The 13,303-nt window shown below is 73.5% G+C and carries 13 protein-coding genes; 3 read left to right on the forward strand and 10 right to left on the reverse strand.

The window, feature by feature from the left end:
- Nucleotides 1-148: 148 nt before the first annotated feature.
- The 7 genes from ACIGW4_RS26095 to ACIGW4_RS26125 all read right to left on the reverse strand — a co-directional run bounded on the left by ACIGW4_RS26095 (nucleotide 149) and on the right by ACIGW4_RS26125 (nucleotide 8,348).
- Nucleotides 149-1,027, reverse strand: a complete 879-nt coding sequence (locus ACIGW4_RS26095) for an anchored repeat-type ABC transporter permease subunit (protein ID WP_399583106.1) — start codon at nucleotides 1,025-1,027, stop codon at nucleotides 149-151.
- Nucleotides 1,024-1,779, reverse strand: a complete 756-nt coding sequence (locus ACIGW4_RS26100) for an anchored repeat-type ABC transporter ATP-binding subunit (RefSeq protein ID WP_399583108.1) — start codon at nucleotides 1,777-1,779, stop codon at nucleotides 1,024-1,026. Before ACIGW4_RS26100 ends, ACIGW4_RS26095 begins: the two co-directional genes overlap by 4 nt.
- Nucleotides 1,776-3,413, reverse strand: a complete 1,638-nt coding sequence (locus tag ACIGW4_RS26105) for a TIGR03773 family transporter-associated surface protein (protein WP_399583110.1) — start codon at nucleotides 3,411-3,413, stop codon at nucleotides 1,776-1,778. Before ACIGW4_RS26105 ends, ACIGW4_RS26100 begins: the two co-directional genes overlap by 4 nt.
- A complete protein-coding gene (locus ACIGW4_RS26110) occupies nucleotides 3,410-4,954 on the reverse strand; it encodes an anchored repeat ABC transporter, substrate-binding protein (RefSeq protein ID WP_399583112.1) in 1,545 nt (514 codons plus the stop codon). Before ACIGW4_RS26110 ends, ACIGW4_RS26105 begins: the two co-directional genes overlap by 4 nt.
- Nucleotides 4,955-5,031: 77 nt before the next feature.
- The gene (locus tag ACIGW4_RS26115; protein ID WP_399583113.1) at nucleotides 5,032-6,771 is read right to left on the reverse strand and encodes a choice-of-anchor M domain-containing protein; all 1,740 of its coding nucleotides are present in this window, start codon (nucleotides 6,769-6,771) and stop codon (nucleotides 5,032-5,034) included.
- 76 nt (nucleotides 6,772-6,847) lie between these two features.
- Nucleotides 6,848-7,507 carry a choice-of-anchor M domain-containing protein gene (locus ACIGW4_RS26120; RefSeq protein ID WP_399583115.1) on the reverse strand — a complete coding sequence of 220 codons (660 nt, stop codon included), beginning with the start codon at nucleotides 7,505-7,507 and terminating at the stop codon, nucleotides 6,848-6,850.
- A gap of 226 nt (nucleotides 7,508-7,733) precedes the next feature.
- Nucleotides 7,734-8,348: a TIGR03086 family metal-binding protein gene (locus tag ACIGW4_RS26125; protein ID WP_399583116.1), complete on the reverse strand. Its 615-nt coding sequence runs from the start codon at nucleotides 8,346-8,348 to the stop codon at nucleotides 7,734-7,736.
- Nucleotides 8,349-8,410: 62 nt separating this feature from the next.
- On the opposite strand from ACIGW4_RS26125, the gene ACIGW4_RS26130 reads away from it, so the two are divergent.
- Complete coding sequence (locus ACIGW4_RS26130) at nucleotides 8,411-9,367, forward strand: YafY family protein (protein WP_185094703.1); 957 nt, start codon at nucleotides 8,411-8,413, stop codon at nucleotides 9,365-9,367.
- A 253-nt stretch (nucleotides 9,368-9,620) separates the two neighbouring features.
- Here the strand turns inward: ACIGW4_RS26130 and ACIGW4_RS26135 are convergent, their stop codons facing one another.
- Complete coding sequence (locus tag ACIGW4_RS26135; RefSeq protein WP_123456569.1) at nucleotides 9,621-10,055, reverse strand: DUF6892 domain-containing protein; 435 nt, start codon at nucleotides 10,053-10,055, stop codon at nucleotides 9,621-9,623.
- On the opposite strand from ACIGW4_RS26135, the gene ACIGW4_RS26140 reads away from it, so the two are divergent.
- On the forward strand, nucleotides 10,054-10,218 hold the full coding sequence (locus ACIGW4_RS26140) for a hypothetical protein (protein ID WP_399583119.1): 165 nt from the start codon (nucleotides 10,054-10,056) through the stop codon (nucleotides 10,216-10,218). The genes ACIGW4_RS26135 and ACIGW4_RS26140 overlap by 2 nt on opposite strands.
- Before the next feature lie 39 nt (nucleotides 10,219-10,257).
- The gene (locus tag ACIGW4_RS26145; RefSeq protein ID WP_359588635.1) at nucleotides 10,258-10,470 is read left to right on the forward strand and encodes a hypothetical protein; all 213 of its coding nucleotides are present in this window, start codon (nucleotides 10,258-10,260) and stop codon (nucleotides 10,468-10,470) included.
- 522 nt (nucleotides 10,471-10,992) lie between these two features.
- On the opposite strand, the gene ACIGW4_RS26150 is transcribed toward ACIGW4_RS26145, so the two are convergent.
- Nucleotides 10,993-12,714, reverse strand: coding sequence for a serine/threonine-protein kinase (locus ACIGW4_RS26150; protein ID WP_399583121.1), 1,722 nt, complete (start codon nucleotides 12,712-12,714; stop codon nucleotides 10,993-10,995).
- Between the two features lie 52 nt (nucleotides 12,715-12,766).
- Nucleotides 12,767-13,270: a hypothetical protein gene (locus tag ACIGW4_RS26155; RefSeq protein WP_399583123.1), complete on the reverse strand. Its 504-nt coding sequence runs from the start codon at nucleotides 13,268-13,270 to the stop codon at nucleotides 12,767-12,769.
- Nucleotides 13,271-13,303 lie beyond the last annotated feature (33 nt).

Raw genomic sequence — 13,303 nt, forward strand, 5'->3', positions numbered from 1 at the left:
TGGGGCGCGGCCCCCCGCGGCGCGGGGGGGGGGGGCGGGGGGGCCGCCGCCCCCCCCCCCCCCCCCCGCCCCCCCCCCCCCCCCGGCGCGCGCCCCCCCCCCCCCCCCCCCCCCCCCCACTCTCGTTCCTCCGTCTCCCGTCCGCCGCCTACCCTGCCGCCTCCGGCACGGGCAGCGCCGCGGGCGCCGCCCTGCGGCGGGCGCGGGCCAGGAGGCCGTGCCTGGGGGCCAGGCACCAGGTGAGGGCGAAGAGCCCGGTGAGGACGACGACGATGGAGCCGCCGGCCGCCAGGTCGTACGCGTACGACACGTACAGCCCGCCGAGCGTGCCGGCACAGCCGATGCCCGACGCCAGGACGGTCATGACGCCGAGCCGGTCGGTGAGCATGCGGGCGGTCGCGGCCGGGGTGATGAGCAGCGCGAGGACCAGGACGTTGCCGACGGCCTCCAGCGACATGACGATCGTCGTCGTCACCACGATGTAGAGGAGCAGGTCGAGGCGGAAGACGGGCAGGCCGGCGGCGCGGGCCGTCTCGCGGTCGAGGGTGACGGCGACGAGTTCCTTGCGCAGGAGGAGAACGACGGTGACGAGCACGGCTCCGAGTCCCGCCACGGTCCACACGTCCTCGGGGCCGACGGCGAGGACCTGGCCGAAGAGGAAGGAGGACAGGTCGGTCGTCCAGCTGTCCCGGGTGGACACGAGGACGATGCCGAGGCCGAAGGCGAACGCGAAGAAGACGCCGATGACGGTGTCCTCCTTCAGCCTCCGGTTCTGGGAGACGAAGGCGATGAGGACGGCAGTGGTGATGCCGGCGGCCGCGCCGCCGAGCAGCAGGTTGCCCTCCAGGGCGTAGGCGAGTGCCACGCCGGGGAACGCGGAGTGGGCCACGGCGTCGCCGATGAAGGCCATGCCCCGCAGGACGACGAAGACGCCGACGACCCCGCAGACGAGGCCGACGACCGCGGCGACCGCAAAGGCCCGCTGCATGAAGGGCAGTTCCCACGGGCCGAGCAGGAAGTCGATCACGCCGCCGCCTCCGTCGCTCCCGCGGCGCCCGCCCGGTCCAGCCCGAAGGCCCGGAGCATCCGGTCCGGGTCGGACAGCAGCTCCGGGCCGCCCTCCGCGACCACCGTCCGGTTGAGCAGGACGACGCGGGTGCAGGTGCGGGCGGCGGCCGCCAGGTCATGTGTGGTCATCAGCAGGGCCGTTCCGTCCTCGGCCAGCCGGCCGAACAGGTCGTTCAGGAGCTCCTGCGTGGGGACGTCGACGCCGGTGAACGGCTCGTCCAGAAGCAGGGTTCGGGGCTCGGCGGCCAGGGCACGGGCCACGAGGACCCGCTGCCGCTGGCCGCCCGACAACTCGCCGACGGGTCTGCGCCGCAGGTCCGTGAGGCCGGTGAGTTCCAGCGCCCGGTCCACCGCGGCGTGGTCCGCCGTCGTCGGCCCGCGCAACCAGCCGATGCGCCGCGTTCGGCCGGACAGGACGGCTCCCGCGATGTCGACGGGGAAGTCCCAGGCGAACTCGTGGCGCTGGGGGACGTAGCCGATCAGTCGCCGCGCCTCCGACACGGGCCGCCCGGCCACCAGGACGCGGCCGGCCGACAGGGGGGTGAGGCCGAGGACGGCGCGCAGCAGGGTCGTCTTGCCGGCGCCGTTGGGTCCGATCAGCCCGACCAGCTCGCCCGCGCCGACGGAGAGGCACGCATCCCGGAGGGCGATGCGACCGCCGAGGGCGACGGTGACGCCTTCGGCCCGCAGGAGGGGATCGCCGTCGCTCATGGCCTCGCTCCGTTCCGCTGGTCCCGGCGGCGGTTGAACACGACCAGGGCGGCACCGGCGGCGGCGAGCGCCACGGCGCCGATCCCCATGAGCGCCACGTCTCCGGCACCGGTGCCGGCCATGGATCCCGAGGGGCCCTTGCTGTCCCCCGCGCTGTTCCCGCTTCCACCGGACGCGGTCGTGCCGGCGCCGTTGGAGTCCGGCTCGTCGCCCGTACCCGAGGACGACCCTCCGGTCCCGGATCCGCCGACGGACCCACTGCCGGACCCGCCGCCCGGCGGGCTGACGGACCCCGGGCCCTTCTTGTCGCCGACAACGAACGTGAGCGTCTCCGTGTCGGTCGTGGCCGAGCCGTTCGCCAGGGTGCCGGTCATGGAGACGGTGAGCCGGTGGACGCCTTCGCCGCTGAAGGCCCAACCGCCGTGGGCGTGCGTGTCGGCCGGGACGTCGATGGTGTCCGGCACGCCGTCCTTGCTGTCGAACAGGACGTTCGCGCCCGCCAGTCCGTCGTACGTGTAGAGGGCGAAGCCGCCGGGCCCCTCGGCCTTCGCCAGGGCGAACTTCACGCCGCCCTTGAGGGCGCCCGCCTCGACGTTGTCGGTGGACCAGCCCGGCCACAGCAGGCCCTCCTGCTGGACCTGGTCGAGCAGCCAGACCGGGTCGCCGGCCCGCCCCAGGAAGGAGAAGGCGTTTCCGGCCGGGATCCGCTTCTTCGCGGCCGGCTTGACGTGGAGTTCCACCGAGGACGGCTCGCGCCAGGTGGTCTTCCCGGCGACCGTGCCGTCCTCGACCTGGATCTGCAGTTTCCCGTCGACGACCCGTGCGGCGATGTCGACGTGCCCTTCCTCAAGCACCTTCTTCTCCGTGGCGGCCTTCGTCGTGGCGGGTTCCTCCGCCGTCGTCACGGCGCCGGCCGACTCCCTGCCCGCCTGTGCGGCGGCCGGGGCCGGGGCGTGCCCGGCGGAGGGCGGGACGACGGTCCGGACCCGCCCGGGGGCGGCGCCGGAGTCGCCCTCGACGGGCGGCACGGGTTCGGCCGTGGGCGGGGAGGAGGGGGGTGGCGTGGCGAGGGCGGCGTCGCCGACCCGTACCGTCAGCGTGGTCGTCCGGCGGACCGGGGCCGTCTCCGCCATGGTGGGGGCGAGGGTGAGCAGGTAGGTCCCCGGGGCGGTGAACGCCCAGCGGGCCGCGGGCGGCAGCGCGGTACCGGCGGGGCGGGGCGGGATCGGGTAGCCGTCCACGGGCCAGCCGTCGGCGCCGCCGCTGTGCGCCAGCGGCTCGGGGGCCGCCCCCTCCCCCGTGCGGTGGATGACGAGGGCTCCGGGGCCCTCGACTCCCGTCAGGGTCAGTCCGGCGGTGCCGGCGGGCTCCGCGACGTCCCACACCCGCGCGCCGGGCTCGCCGAGAAACGCGTACGCGGCGTCGTCCGGTACGACCGTCAGGTGGCTGTCGTCGACGTCGACCGACGAACCGGTGACCGGTGCCGCGGGGGCTCCGGGCGTCGCCGTCGCGGCCGTGCCGGGCTCGTCGGGGGCCGCGACGGCGGCCGCGGCGGGGGCCAGCATCAGGGCCGTACCGAGGGCGCAGCCCAGCGCGATCCGGCCGGGTGCCCCTTTCTTCCGTGGGCTCGTCATCGGGTCGTGCTTCCCTTTCCGCCCAGGCAGCGGGCGAGTTCGTCGGCGTTGTGGCGCATCATCCCGACGTAGTCGTGGACCTTGTCGTCGAAGGAGTCGCCGTAGATCGTGCACAGGCCCACGCCCTCGTCCTGGGCCACGCGGCGCAGGATGTCGGCGCGTGCGGCGAGGTTGGGTTCGAGGAAGACGGCCGGGACCTTCTTCTCCCGGATGGTGCGGCGCAGCCGCTCGACCTCGGCCGCGCTCGGTTCCTGGCTCGGTACGGGCACGACGAAGCCGGCGATCTCCATCCCGTACGCCTGGGCGAGGTAACCGAACGCGTCGTGCGTGGTGATGAGCTTGCGGTGGGCGGCGGGGACGGTCGCGAGGGTGGTGGCGACGTTCTGGTGGAGGTCGGCGAGCGTGCGCAGGTACGCCTCGGTGTTGCGCGCGTAGGCGGCCCTGCCCGCGGGGTCGGCCTCGGTGAGTTCGGCCTCGATGCGGCGGACGTAGGCTTCGGCGTTGGAGACGTCGCCCCAGGCGTGCGGGTCCATGTCGCCGTGGACGTGCTTGCCGATGACGGCTTGCGGCAGGACCCAGATGTCCTGGCCGGCGGCGCCGAGGAAGCGGTACTGCTGCTCCTTGGGGACCTTCCGCTTCGCCCGGTCGGGGACGTTCAGCGCGACGGCCGTGCCGGGTATGCGCGCCCGTTCGCCGGTGGCCTTGTCGTCGGTCCGTACGTAGACGGACTTCTGCCGGGCGTCGAGGGTGAGGTCGGCGTGTCCGCCGTCGAGGGTCCTGCGCCCCCGGGCCGCCTTGTTGTGCGCGGCGCCGCCGACGGTGAAGGTGACGGTGCCCTGCCCGGCGTCGGTGGTCGTTCCGTCCAGGGCCTCGACCCGGCCGCGTACGGTCAGTTCGTACGTACCCGGCTTGGTGAAGACCCAGTTGACGTGGGTGTGCGCCTCGGGCGGCAGGGTGAAGGAGTCCTTCGCGTCGAGGCCGTCGGTCGAGTCGATGTAGCTGGTGGGGTTGCCGAGGGTGTCGGTGAGGTAGACGTGCAGGTCGCCCGGGCCGGTGAGCTTCACGGCGGTGGTACGGACGTGGGCGCCGTCGCCGGCGACCTCGCCCTCCACGGCCCAGCCGAGCCACAGGACGTCGAGTCCGAGGTCCTCCTCCAGCTTCATGACGTGGCCGCCGAACCGCTCCAGCTCGTCGGCGATCTCGATCTTCGGCGCGCCTGTGCGGGCGTTGTTGTGGATCATCTTCATGATCCCGGGCTCCTCCAGGAGCAGCCCGTTGGAGAAGACGACGTCGGCCCGCGCGACCTTGGCCGTGTCGCTCGGACTGGGCTCGTAGGAGTGCGGGTCGCCGTGGTGCGGGACGATCGAGGTGACGTCGACGCGCTCGCCGCCGACCTGGCGCACCAGGTCGGCGAGGATGCCCGTGGTCGTCGAGACCGTCAGGGCGGCGTCGGACTCTCCTGGGCCGCGGCCGGAGCAGCCGGCCAGTAGCAGGGCAACGGTCAGTGCGAGAGCGGTTCTACGTGGTGCGGTGGTGCGCACGACGGAAACTCCTTGGTGGGTACGGAGGACCGGCTCCGGGGACGGGAGGGACGGCTGTGAGCCCCCGGAGCCGGTGGTCAGTGGGCGGGGTCGGACGCGTCCTCGCGACGGCGGGCGACCAGGAGGGCCACCGCTCCGGCGCAGATCGCGGCGATCGCCAGGCCGATCGGCAGGAGGGCGGGGACGCCGGTGGAGGCCAGGCTGCCGCCGGTCGGCCCACCGGTCGACCCGCCGGCGGCCTGCCCGCCGTTCCCGGCGTCGCCGTCACCCGCCCGGGAAGTGTCCGTGCCCTGCGGGTGGTTCGTTCCGCCGGAGGCCGGTGCGGACGGGGGGAGGGACGGGCCCGGGGTGGTCGGGGTGGTGGCCGGGGGGACGGTCGGTGTGGCTGTCGGGTGCGTGGTCGGCGTCCCGGTGGGCGGGGCGGTCGTGGGAGCGGTGGGCTCGGTGCCCTTCCCCGGCTTCACCGTGGTGGGGTCGACGGCCCCGACCGCCCAGGCGATCGTCGCCGTGTCGCTGACCTTCGTGCCGTCGGCGAGGGTGGCGGCGACGGTGAACGTCGTACGGTAGACGCCTTCCTCGGTGAAGGCCCACGCGGAGTGGGAGTGGCTGCCGGCGGTGTGCTCGATCGCGTCGGGCAGTCCGTCGCCGCTGTTGACGAGGACGGTGCTGTCCATCGAGTTGTCGTTGACGACGGCGAGCGTGCCCGGGCCCCGGAGCGAGTCGAGCCGGTAGGTGATCCTGCCCCTGACCTGGGAGGCGGGGAAGCCTTCGGTGCTCCAGCCGGGCCAGACGAGTCCGGCGAGCCGGCTGGACGGGAGCCACCAGACGGGCTCTCCGGGGGTGCCGAGGAAGGCGTACGCCTCACTGATACGGCGCTTGGCTGCGGGTCCGACGTGGATGACGACGTCGTCGGGCTCGTGCCACCGCGGGTTCTGGAGGGTTCCGTCCTTGATCTGGAAGGCGAGCTTTCCGCCCTCTCCCGGCCGCGCGGCCAGGTCGATGTGTCCGTCGTCGATGACGTACGCGGCCGGCGCCGTCGGGGTCGGCGTCGGGGCGGACGTGGAAGGGGTGGCGGTGGGCGTGGGCGTGGCTGTCGGGATGCTGCCGTCACCCGGCCGTACCTGCGTGGGGTCGGTGGCCCCGACGGCGACGGCGAGGGTCTCGGTGTCGCTGACCTTGCTCCCGTCTGCCAGGGTGGCGCTGACGGTGAGGGTGAGCCGGTGGACGCCTTCGGCGGCGAAGCCCCACGTGGGAGCGAACCGTTCCGCCCCCTGGGGCAGCACGAAGGAGCGATACGCGGGGTCGTCGCTGTCGAGGTGCTGGACGGGTTCCTGGTCGGACCACTCCATCTCTTCGGTGAAGGTGTAGAGCGCGAAGCGCCCCTCCCCCTGGGTGCGGTCGAGTGTGACCTCGACCGCTTGCGCGCCGGCCGGACCTGTCCAGCCGGGTGTCAGGGCGAAGACGTCCTTCGCGTGACGGCCGTTGAGGAACCATCCGTACAGTCCGTCGCCCAGGACGGGATTGACGGGCGAGAGGATCGACTCCTTCGCCTCGGGCACGACGTGCAGCACCACGTCAGACGGCTCGCGCATCACCGTTCCGCTGCCGGTGCGGTCGGCGATCCGCAGATCCAGCCGCCCGTCGGCGAGCTGCGGTACGAAGTCGATGTCGCCCCGGGCCAGCACGACGGCGCCGCTGCCGGCGTGGGCGGTCCCGCTGCCCGCGGCGACCAGTCCGGCGGCTGCGGCGAGCAGCGCGGCGGCCAGGGTGGCGGCGGTCGCCGCGACGGCGCGTCGGCCGTGTGTCAGGACGCTCATCGGTCCTGCCTCCTTGCCGAGGCGGTGACCCGCCCGCGCGGCGGGCACGGGCGGGTCACCGCGGCCTGGTCGCCGGTCAGTTGGTGACGGTGACGGTGTACGTGTCGGTGGCCGACCTGGTCACGCCGCCGACGGTGCCGGTGACGGTGAAGGTCACCTTGTAGGTGCCGGGCTCCTCGAAGGCCCAGTTGGCGTGGTCGTGGGTGCCGACGGCGAACGTCTTGGTCTTGTACGAGGTGGTGGTGCCGCTGTCGTAGTAGCGGTCGACGGTCGAGCCGTTGACCTTGTAGACGCTGAAGTCGTCGGTGGCGGCGCCGTCGCGGGTCACCGTGCCGAGCTTGTACTGCACGGTGTCGTTGGCGAACACGCCGGTGGCCAGGTGCTCGGTGGAGATGCCGGGCCACAGGACGTTCTTGGCGGTCGCCGCGGCCTGGTCCTGCGGCAGGACCCAGACCTGGGCTCCGGTGCCGAGGAAGGCGTACTGCGTGCCGGTCGGGCGCGCGGTCTTGGCGGCGGCCGGCACGAAGAGGACGGCGTCGGCCGGGTCGTACTCGACCGCGTTCGTCTCGTCGTGCACGTGCAGCGTGAGCGCGGCGCCGTCCCAGTCCGCGTCCATGACGTCGACGTGACCGGTGGAGAGCGTGGTCGCGGCGAAGGCGGAGCTGTTGAGCCCGGCCACCGCAAGCACGGTGGCGGCGACGCCGGTGACGATCATCAGGCGCTTACGGGTATGCAAAGGAACCCCCCATGGGTCATGTCCATGGCCCTCATGGACACCGTGACGATAATCATTTTCATTAGCTGTTCGCAACCCCCGTCCCACCGACGCACGGATCCCACCTCGCCGGTGGAGCACATCGTCGAACTCACCGGCGTCTGCGCCGACCGTCTCCCCCGTACGGCCCGAACGCGCAGGGAGGGCGGCCCCGTCATGAGGCCGCCCTCCCTGTTCTGCGCGCCGATTACGGCTTGCGTCCGCACCACGCCACGAGACGGTCGATGGCCGGCGCGTCCGCGTCGACGTCCACCGCGGCCCCGAACGGCGCACCGTCACGCGGCCCGGCGGGCAGCCCGCGCCTCATGGCGGCGTACGAGACCGCCACGAGTTCGGGGTCCCAGTCCGGGAACTGTCCGGTCGCGGTGGCCACGTCCCAGGTGTGCACGGTGAATTCCGAGGTCCAGACGGCTGCCGCGGCAGCACCCGGAAGGCTGCCGAACGGCAGGGTCAGCGTCCGGCCCAGGACCGCGGGATCCGCCCACGCCTCCTCGACCTCACGCACCGCGGCGTCCCACGCCTCCTGCCATTCGGCGTCCGCGAGGTCGTCGGCGACCGTGGGGAGAGTCGTCACGTCGCCGCCGCGTCCGGCGAGGGCGATCCGGCGCAGGACGGCGACGAGGTGCCCGGCCAGCCGCCGGACGGTGAACTCGGTGCAGGGCGTGGGCTCGTCGAGCTGCTCGGGCCGGACCGCGGCGACGGTGTGTCCGGCCAGCGCGATCGCCTTCAACAGGCCCCGGCGAGGGTCGCCGGTGAGGTCAGGGGTGACAGTGGGGCGCGGGGTGTTCTCGATGTGCGTCATGACCTCATCCTGGAAGCCGAACAGGTCATCTCCTGGCCACTTTCCAGAAGAGAATGATCGGCATGAGAGCCGATCGCCTGGTGGCGACCCTGCTGTTCCTCCAAACGCGCACCCGTGTGACCGTGGCCGAGGTCGCCGCCGAACTCGAAGTGTCGCCGCGGACCGCGCGCCGCGACCTGGAGGCCCTGGCCACTGCGGGCATCCCCGTCTACTCGCAGCGTGGCCGCGGCGGCGGCTGGTCGCTGGTCGGCGGCGCCCGTACGGACCTCACCGGGCTGACCGCCGAGGAGACACGGGCACTGTTCCTGCTCGCGGGCCCTTCGTCGACCACGCCCGAACTCCGCACGGCCTTGCGCAAGTTGGTCCGTGCGCTGCCCGCGCCCCTGCGTGCGGGCGCCGAGGCCGCGTCGCAGGCCGGCCTCAACGACGGCACGAACTGGTCGCGCGCCGACGCCACGGCCACCGGGCCGCACCTCGATGCGCTCCGGCGGGCCGTGGTGGACGGGATCCAGGTGCGGCTCGGGTACGCCGGGCCCGGCAAGCCCGCCGGCGTGCGAACCGTCCACCCGCTCGGGCTCGTGGCCAAGGCCGGTCACGACTACCTCGTCGCCGAGACGGAGCGGGGCTTGCGAACCTTCCGGCTCAGCCGGGTCACCTCGGTCGAGGTGACCGGCGAGCCCGTCGTACGGCCACCCGGCTTCGATCTCCCCACGGTCTGGCGTTCGTTCGCCGCGCGCCTGGAGGAGCGGCTGTACGCGGCGACGGTCCGGGCCCGGGCCGAACCGGGTGCCATGGCGATCCTGGAGCGGCTGTTCGACGGGCGCCTGCGTGTCGGTCCGGTGCTCCCCGACGGGTGGACGGAGATACGGGTCGACGGGCCGACGCCGGAGGTCATCGCGACACAGCTGGCCGGGCTGGGGGCACGCGTCGAGGTGCTGGACCCGCCGGAGGCGAGGGAACGGCTCGCCCGCCTGGCGGTCGAGCTGGCCGGTGTGTACGGGCCGCCGGCCTCTTTCTGAGCAAGAGGTGGCGCACCGGCTCCACGGGTGCCTCCGGCACTTCCACAGGCGGGCTGACCACCACCCGGCCGACGCTGGAAGGCGCGCCTGCCCCGCTTCCCGGGACAAGCGGCGCCGACGCGTGCGGTGTCGAGGCTGACGGTGGCACACGCGGCAGAGCTGCCGAAACAGCCGTCGTCGCTGGAGGCGTCCGTGTGACGGTGGTGTGCGGCCTTCCCCGGCCGGGGAGAACGGACGACGAACGGGGGCGGGATCAGTCGGTGTCGATGCCCCGTGCGGCGAAGGCCTTCGCCGCGTCCGGCACGGCCAGGACGCCGTCCTCCACGAAGGTGACCTCCCGCAGGTTGGGCAGCAGCGCGAGGTCGTCGAGGGAGCGGACGTCGAACAGGTCGTCCTCGCCGTCCCAGGCGGGGGCGCAGTGCCGGAAGACGTCCGCCCCGGCGTCGAAGCACAGCTCTTCCACCCGGGCGAGCAGTTCGGCCGGGATCTCCAGGGCCTCGAAATGGTCCCGGGCCTCCGGAAGCACCTCCGCGTGGAGGCCGTTCTCCAGGACGTAGGACGCGGGGTCGCCGATGCCCCGTTCGGCCAGCTGAGCGGGCAGGTCGTAGACCGGGAGGAGCGGCTCGGGGCCGTACATGAGCTCCTCGATGACGAGCAGCTTGAGGTTGAAGTCGCGGAACTGGCTCATGGGGCATGAGTATCACGGAGGTACGACACGGGTCCGGCGCCCCGTCCCCGGCCGGGCGGCGGCGTACGGGCTCGCGGACGCCACGGCGCCGTCCTTCGCGGCCGTCGACGAACTCGTACCGGCGGACCCCGAGCAGCGTCGGCAACGGCGGCAGGCGGCATGAGGCCCGTGCCCTGTCGCGGCCGGCTTCGTTGAGCACGGCATGACGATCTTCAAGCGCCGCGTTCTCGCCTCCGCCGCTGTCGCCGCCACCGCCGTCCTCGCCTCGGCCGGGGCGGCGTCGGCCGACAGCGTCGGCAACAACCTTCCCGGGCTCGGACTCCTGTCCCAGAGCTTCGGAAACGGCGACCAGCAGGACAACGCCGCCGACACCCTGCCCACCCACAACGCCCTCAACAACGTCACCCTCCCCTGATCGAAGCCGTCCCTGCGCTCCTTCCCTCTGTCGTGGGTCGCGTGCCCACGGAGGTGCACGTGTGCTTCCGGCACGCGCGGCGGTGGTCCCGGATGGAGAGGGGGAGCAGGGGGATGGCGGCGGCGTGTGTGTCGAGGGACCAGCCGCAGGGGCAGACAGCCCGGTAGCGCCAATGCCGGACGCCGCGGTAGCCGTAGACGTGGATCTTCACCGCGCTCCTTTCTTCAGTCCGCCGCCGGCGACGGCGATGGTGACGAAGAACGCCCGGTCGGAGTCCCGACGGGCGTACTGCCGACCGCATGGGCAGGTGGCCACGTACTGCCACCTGCCCTGGAACTCGACGCCGACGACGCGGACCTTCGTACGGATCCTCGGCCCGGAGCATGCGGAGGTCGCAGCCCTCGACGGGGGGGCGGGCCGGCCCGGGCCGGGTGGTCACGGCTCGGGCCGGCCGATCGGTCGGGCAGACGGCGGCGTTCCAGGAGCCTTTGCGGACGGCCACGATCCGCAGAGGCGGTGACCTCAGGACGCGGGCAGGGTCGACACGACCTTGCCGGAGGCGTCGGCAGCGAGATAGCCGCTGGCCTGGTAGTCGTTGCTGAGGTAGAAGCGCAGTGTCGGACGGTCGTCGTTGAAGGTCCAGCGTTCGACGACGACGTAGCGCATCGTGGGGTCGTCCACCTTGAGGTCGCGTTCGCCGCGCTTCATCAGCGCGGGGAGGCTGTCCCAGGGCATCGTGGACACGTCGAAGGGCTGCTCGTCGGCATCGTCGGCGCTGATGGTGCCGCCGGGGCCGGTCTTCCTGGCCACGCCGGCCCGGTACTCGTACGCGTCGTAGGTCTTCGCGCCGGGCCGGGTCGGGATGTTCGCCAGGGCGTACTCCTCATAGACCGTCAGGTCCTTGATCGTCGTGGTGCCGCTCACCCGGCGGAGCTCCGCGATGACGGCACGGACGTTGGCGGTGGTGAGGAGGCTGCCGCGGACCGCGGGCGCGGAGGCGGACGGAACCGTGCCGGTACCCGAGCCCTGGCCGGGGGTGTGCACGGCGCCGGTCGGCGAGGTGCTCCCCTTCGCCCCGGAGGTCCCGCCGCTGCCGTCACCACCGTCGTTGCCGTCGGGGAGCAGATTCACAACGCCGATCACCGCGGCGGTCGCCAGCGCGAGGCCGACGGCGACGCCCGCGGCGCGCTTGCGCGGGTTCGAGGGCGCGGAGGTGGGCAGCGTCGGCGGGCCGAAGCCCGCGCCCGGCGCGGCGGGCGGGCCGTAGGCGGGGTGAGGGTACGGCGCGGGCGTCGGCGCGTACGGGCCGGGGGCGGCAGGGACGGCGACGGGCGCAGAAGGAACGGCGGCAGGAACAGCAGGGGGAGCAGGAGCCGCGGCCGTGCCGCCCTCCGCCTGCGCCGCCGCCTCCGCCTCCGCCAACAGCCGGTCCAGGAGCGCCCCGTCCGGCCGCTGCGCAGGATCGCGGACGAGGAGCCGGGTCAGTACGGGCCCCAGCGCGCCGGACCGCACCGGCGCGGGGATCGGGTCGTCGAGCACCGCGACCACGGTCGCGAGGCCGGTGGCGCGGCGCAGCGGGTGGTGGCCCTCGGCCGCCACGTACAGGAGCATGCCGAGCGACCACAGGTCGGAGGCCGGGTTGCCCTCCTCGCCACGCACCCGCTCGGGGGCGATGAACTCCGGCGAGCCGATCAGGTCGCCGGTGGACGTGAGCCGGGAGGTGGCGCCGTCGAACGCGGCGATGCCGAAGTCGGTGAGCACGGCCCCGCCTCCGTGGCGGAGCAGGACGTTGGCGGGTTTGACGTCGCGGTGCTGGATGCCGGCGGTGTGCGCGGCGCGCAGTGCGGAGAGGACCTGACGGCCGAGGGCGAGCACCTCGGGGACGGGCATCGGGCCCGCGGCGAGCCGGTCGTACACGGAGCTGCCCTCGACGAGCTCCATCACGATCCACGGGTGCGAGCCGTCCTGCGGCTCGACGATGTGGTGGATCGTCACGACGTGCGGGTTCGACAGCCGGGCCAGGGCGCGGGCTTCGCGGACGGCGCGTTCGCGCAGCTGTGCGGCGAATCCGGGGTTCGCGTCCTCGACGGCGGGATCGGGCGGGCGGACCTCCTTGAGGGCGACGTCGCGGTCGAGGGCGATGTCGCGGGCGCGCCAGACGGTGCCCATGCCGCCGCTGCCGAGTCGGGAGATCAGTCGGAAGCGTCCGTCGACCAGGGGTCTTCGGTCGTCATTCGTGCTCATGGGCGGTCATCGTAGGCGGTTTCGGACGACAGGCCGGAACGGGCCCGGCTCGTCACCCGTCCCGGGAGCGGCGAGACGGCCGCCGGGCCGTCTCGTACGCGCCGGACAGCACCTCGACGCACGGCGAGCGCTCCGCGTCGAGGCCGGTCAGGACCGTCTGTTCCAGGACGGGCCGGGCGTGGCCGGCCGGCGCGAAGAGCCGGCCGGCGGCGAACAGCAGGTCCAAGAGCCGGCCCAGGTCGGCTTCCTCGTCGTGCAGCCAGTGCTCGAAGGCCGCTGTGGCGGCGCCGAGGACGCCGTGGGCGAGGGCCTGGGGCATCAGGGCGTCCACCGGCCGGCGCAGCCGCTCCGCCGCGAATTCCTCGAATTCCTCGAATTCCGCGACAAGGGCATGCCAGGCGGCGCAGCGCAGCGTGGAGTTCGCCTGCAGTTCCGGCACGGTGAGGATGAGCTCCCTCGGTTCCGGGCGCCACCGGCACGGGGCGCCCCGGCCGGCCGCCGCGAACTCACGACGCGCGGAACCGGCCTTCCTCCACCTCCGCGACCCGCCCTCCACTCATCAGCCGGTCCAGGTGCCGCACCGCGGTCC

The sequence above is a fragment of the Streptomyces sp. NPDC053513 genome (genome assembly GCF_044544765.1).
Lineage (GTDB): Bacteria > Actinomycetota > Actinomycetes > Streptomycetales > Streptomycetaceae > Streptomyces > Streptomyces litmocidini.

What these genes read in the sequence shown, in the direction of transcription:
- ACIGW4_RS26145 (WP_359588635.1), top strand. Translation starts at nt 10,258, where the DNA reads ATGACGATCTTCAAGCGCCGCGTTCTCGCCTCCGCCGCTGTCGCCGCC.
- ACIGW4_RS26105 (WP_399583110.1), bottom strand. Translation starts at nt 3,413, where the DNA reads ATGACGAGCCCACGGAAGAAAGGGGCACCCGGCCGGATCGCGCTGGGC.
- ACIGW4_RS26115 (WP_399583113.1), bottom strand. Translation starts at nt 6,771, where the DNA reads ATGAGCGTCCTGACACACGGCCGACGCGCCGTCGCGGCGACCGCCGCC.
- ACIGW4_RS26140 (WP_399583119.1), top strand. Translation starts at nt 10,054, where the DNA reads ATGGGGCATGAGTATCACGGAGGTACGACACGGGTCCGGCGCCCCGTC.
- ACIGW4_RS26125 (WP_399583116.1), bottom strand. Translation starts at nt 8,348, where the DNA reads ATGACGCACATCGAGAACACCCCGCGCCCCACTGTCACCCCTGACCTC.
- ACIGW4_RS26100 (WP_399583108.1), bottom strand. Translation starts at nt 1,779, where the DNA reads ATGAGCGACGGCGATCCCCTCCTGCGGGCCGAAGGCGTCACCGTCGCC.
- ACIGW4_RS26135 (WP_123456569.1), bottom strand. Translation starts at nt 10,055, where the DNA reads ATGAGCCAGTTCCGCGACTTCAACCTCAAGCTGCTCGTCATCGAGGAG.
- ACIGW4_RS26150 (WP_399583121.1), bottom strand. Translation starts at nt 12,714, where the DNA reads ATGAGCACGAATGACGACCGAAGACCCCTGGTCGACGGACGCTTCCGA.
- ACIGW4_RS26130 (WP_185094703.1), top strand. Translation starts at nt 8,411, where the DNA reads ATGAGAGCCGATCGCCTGGTGGCGACCCTGCTGTTCCTCCAAACGCGC.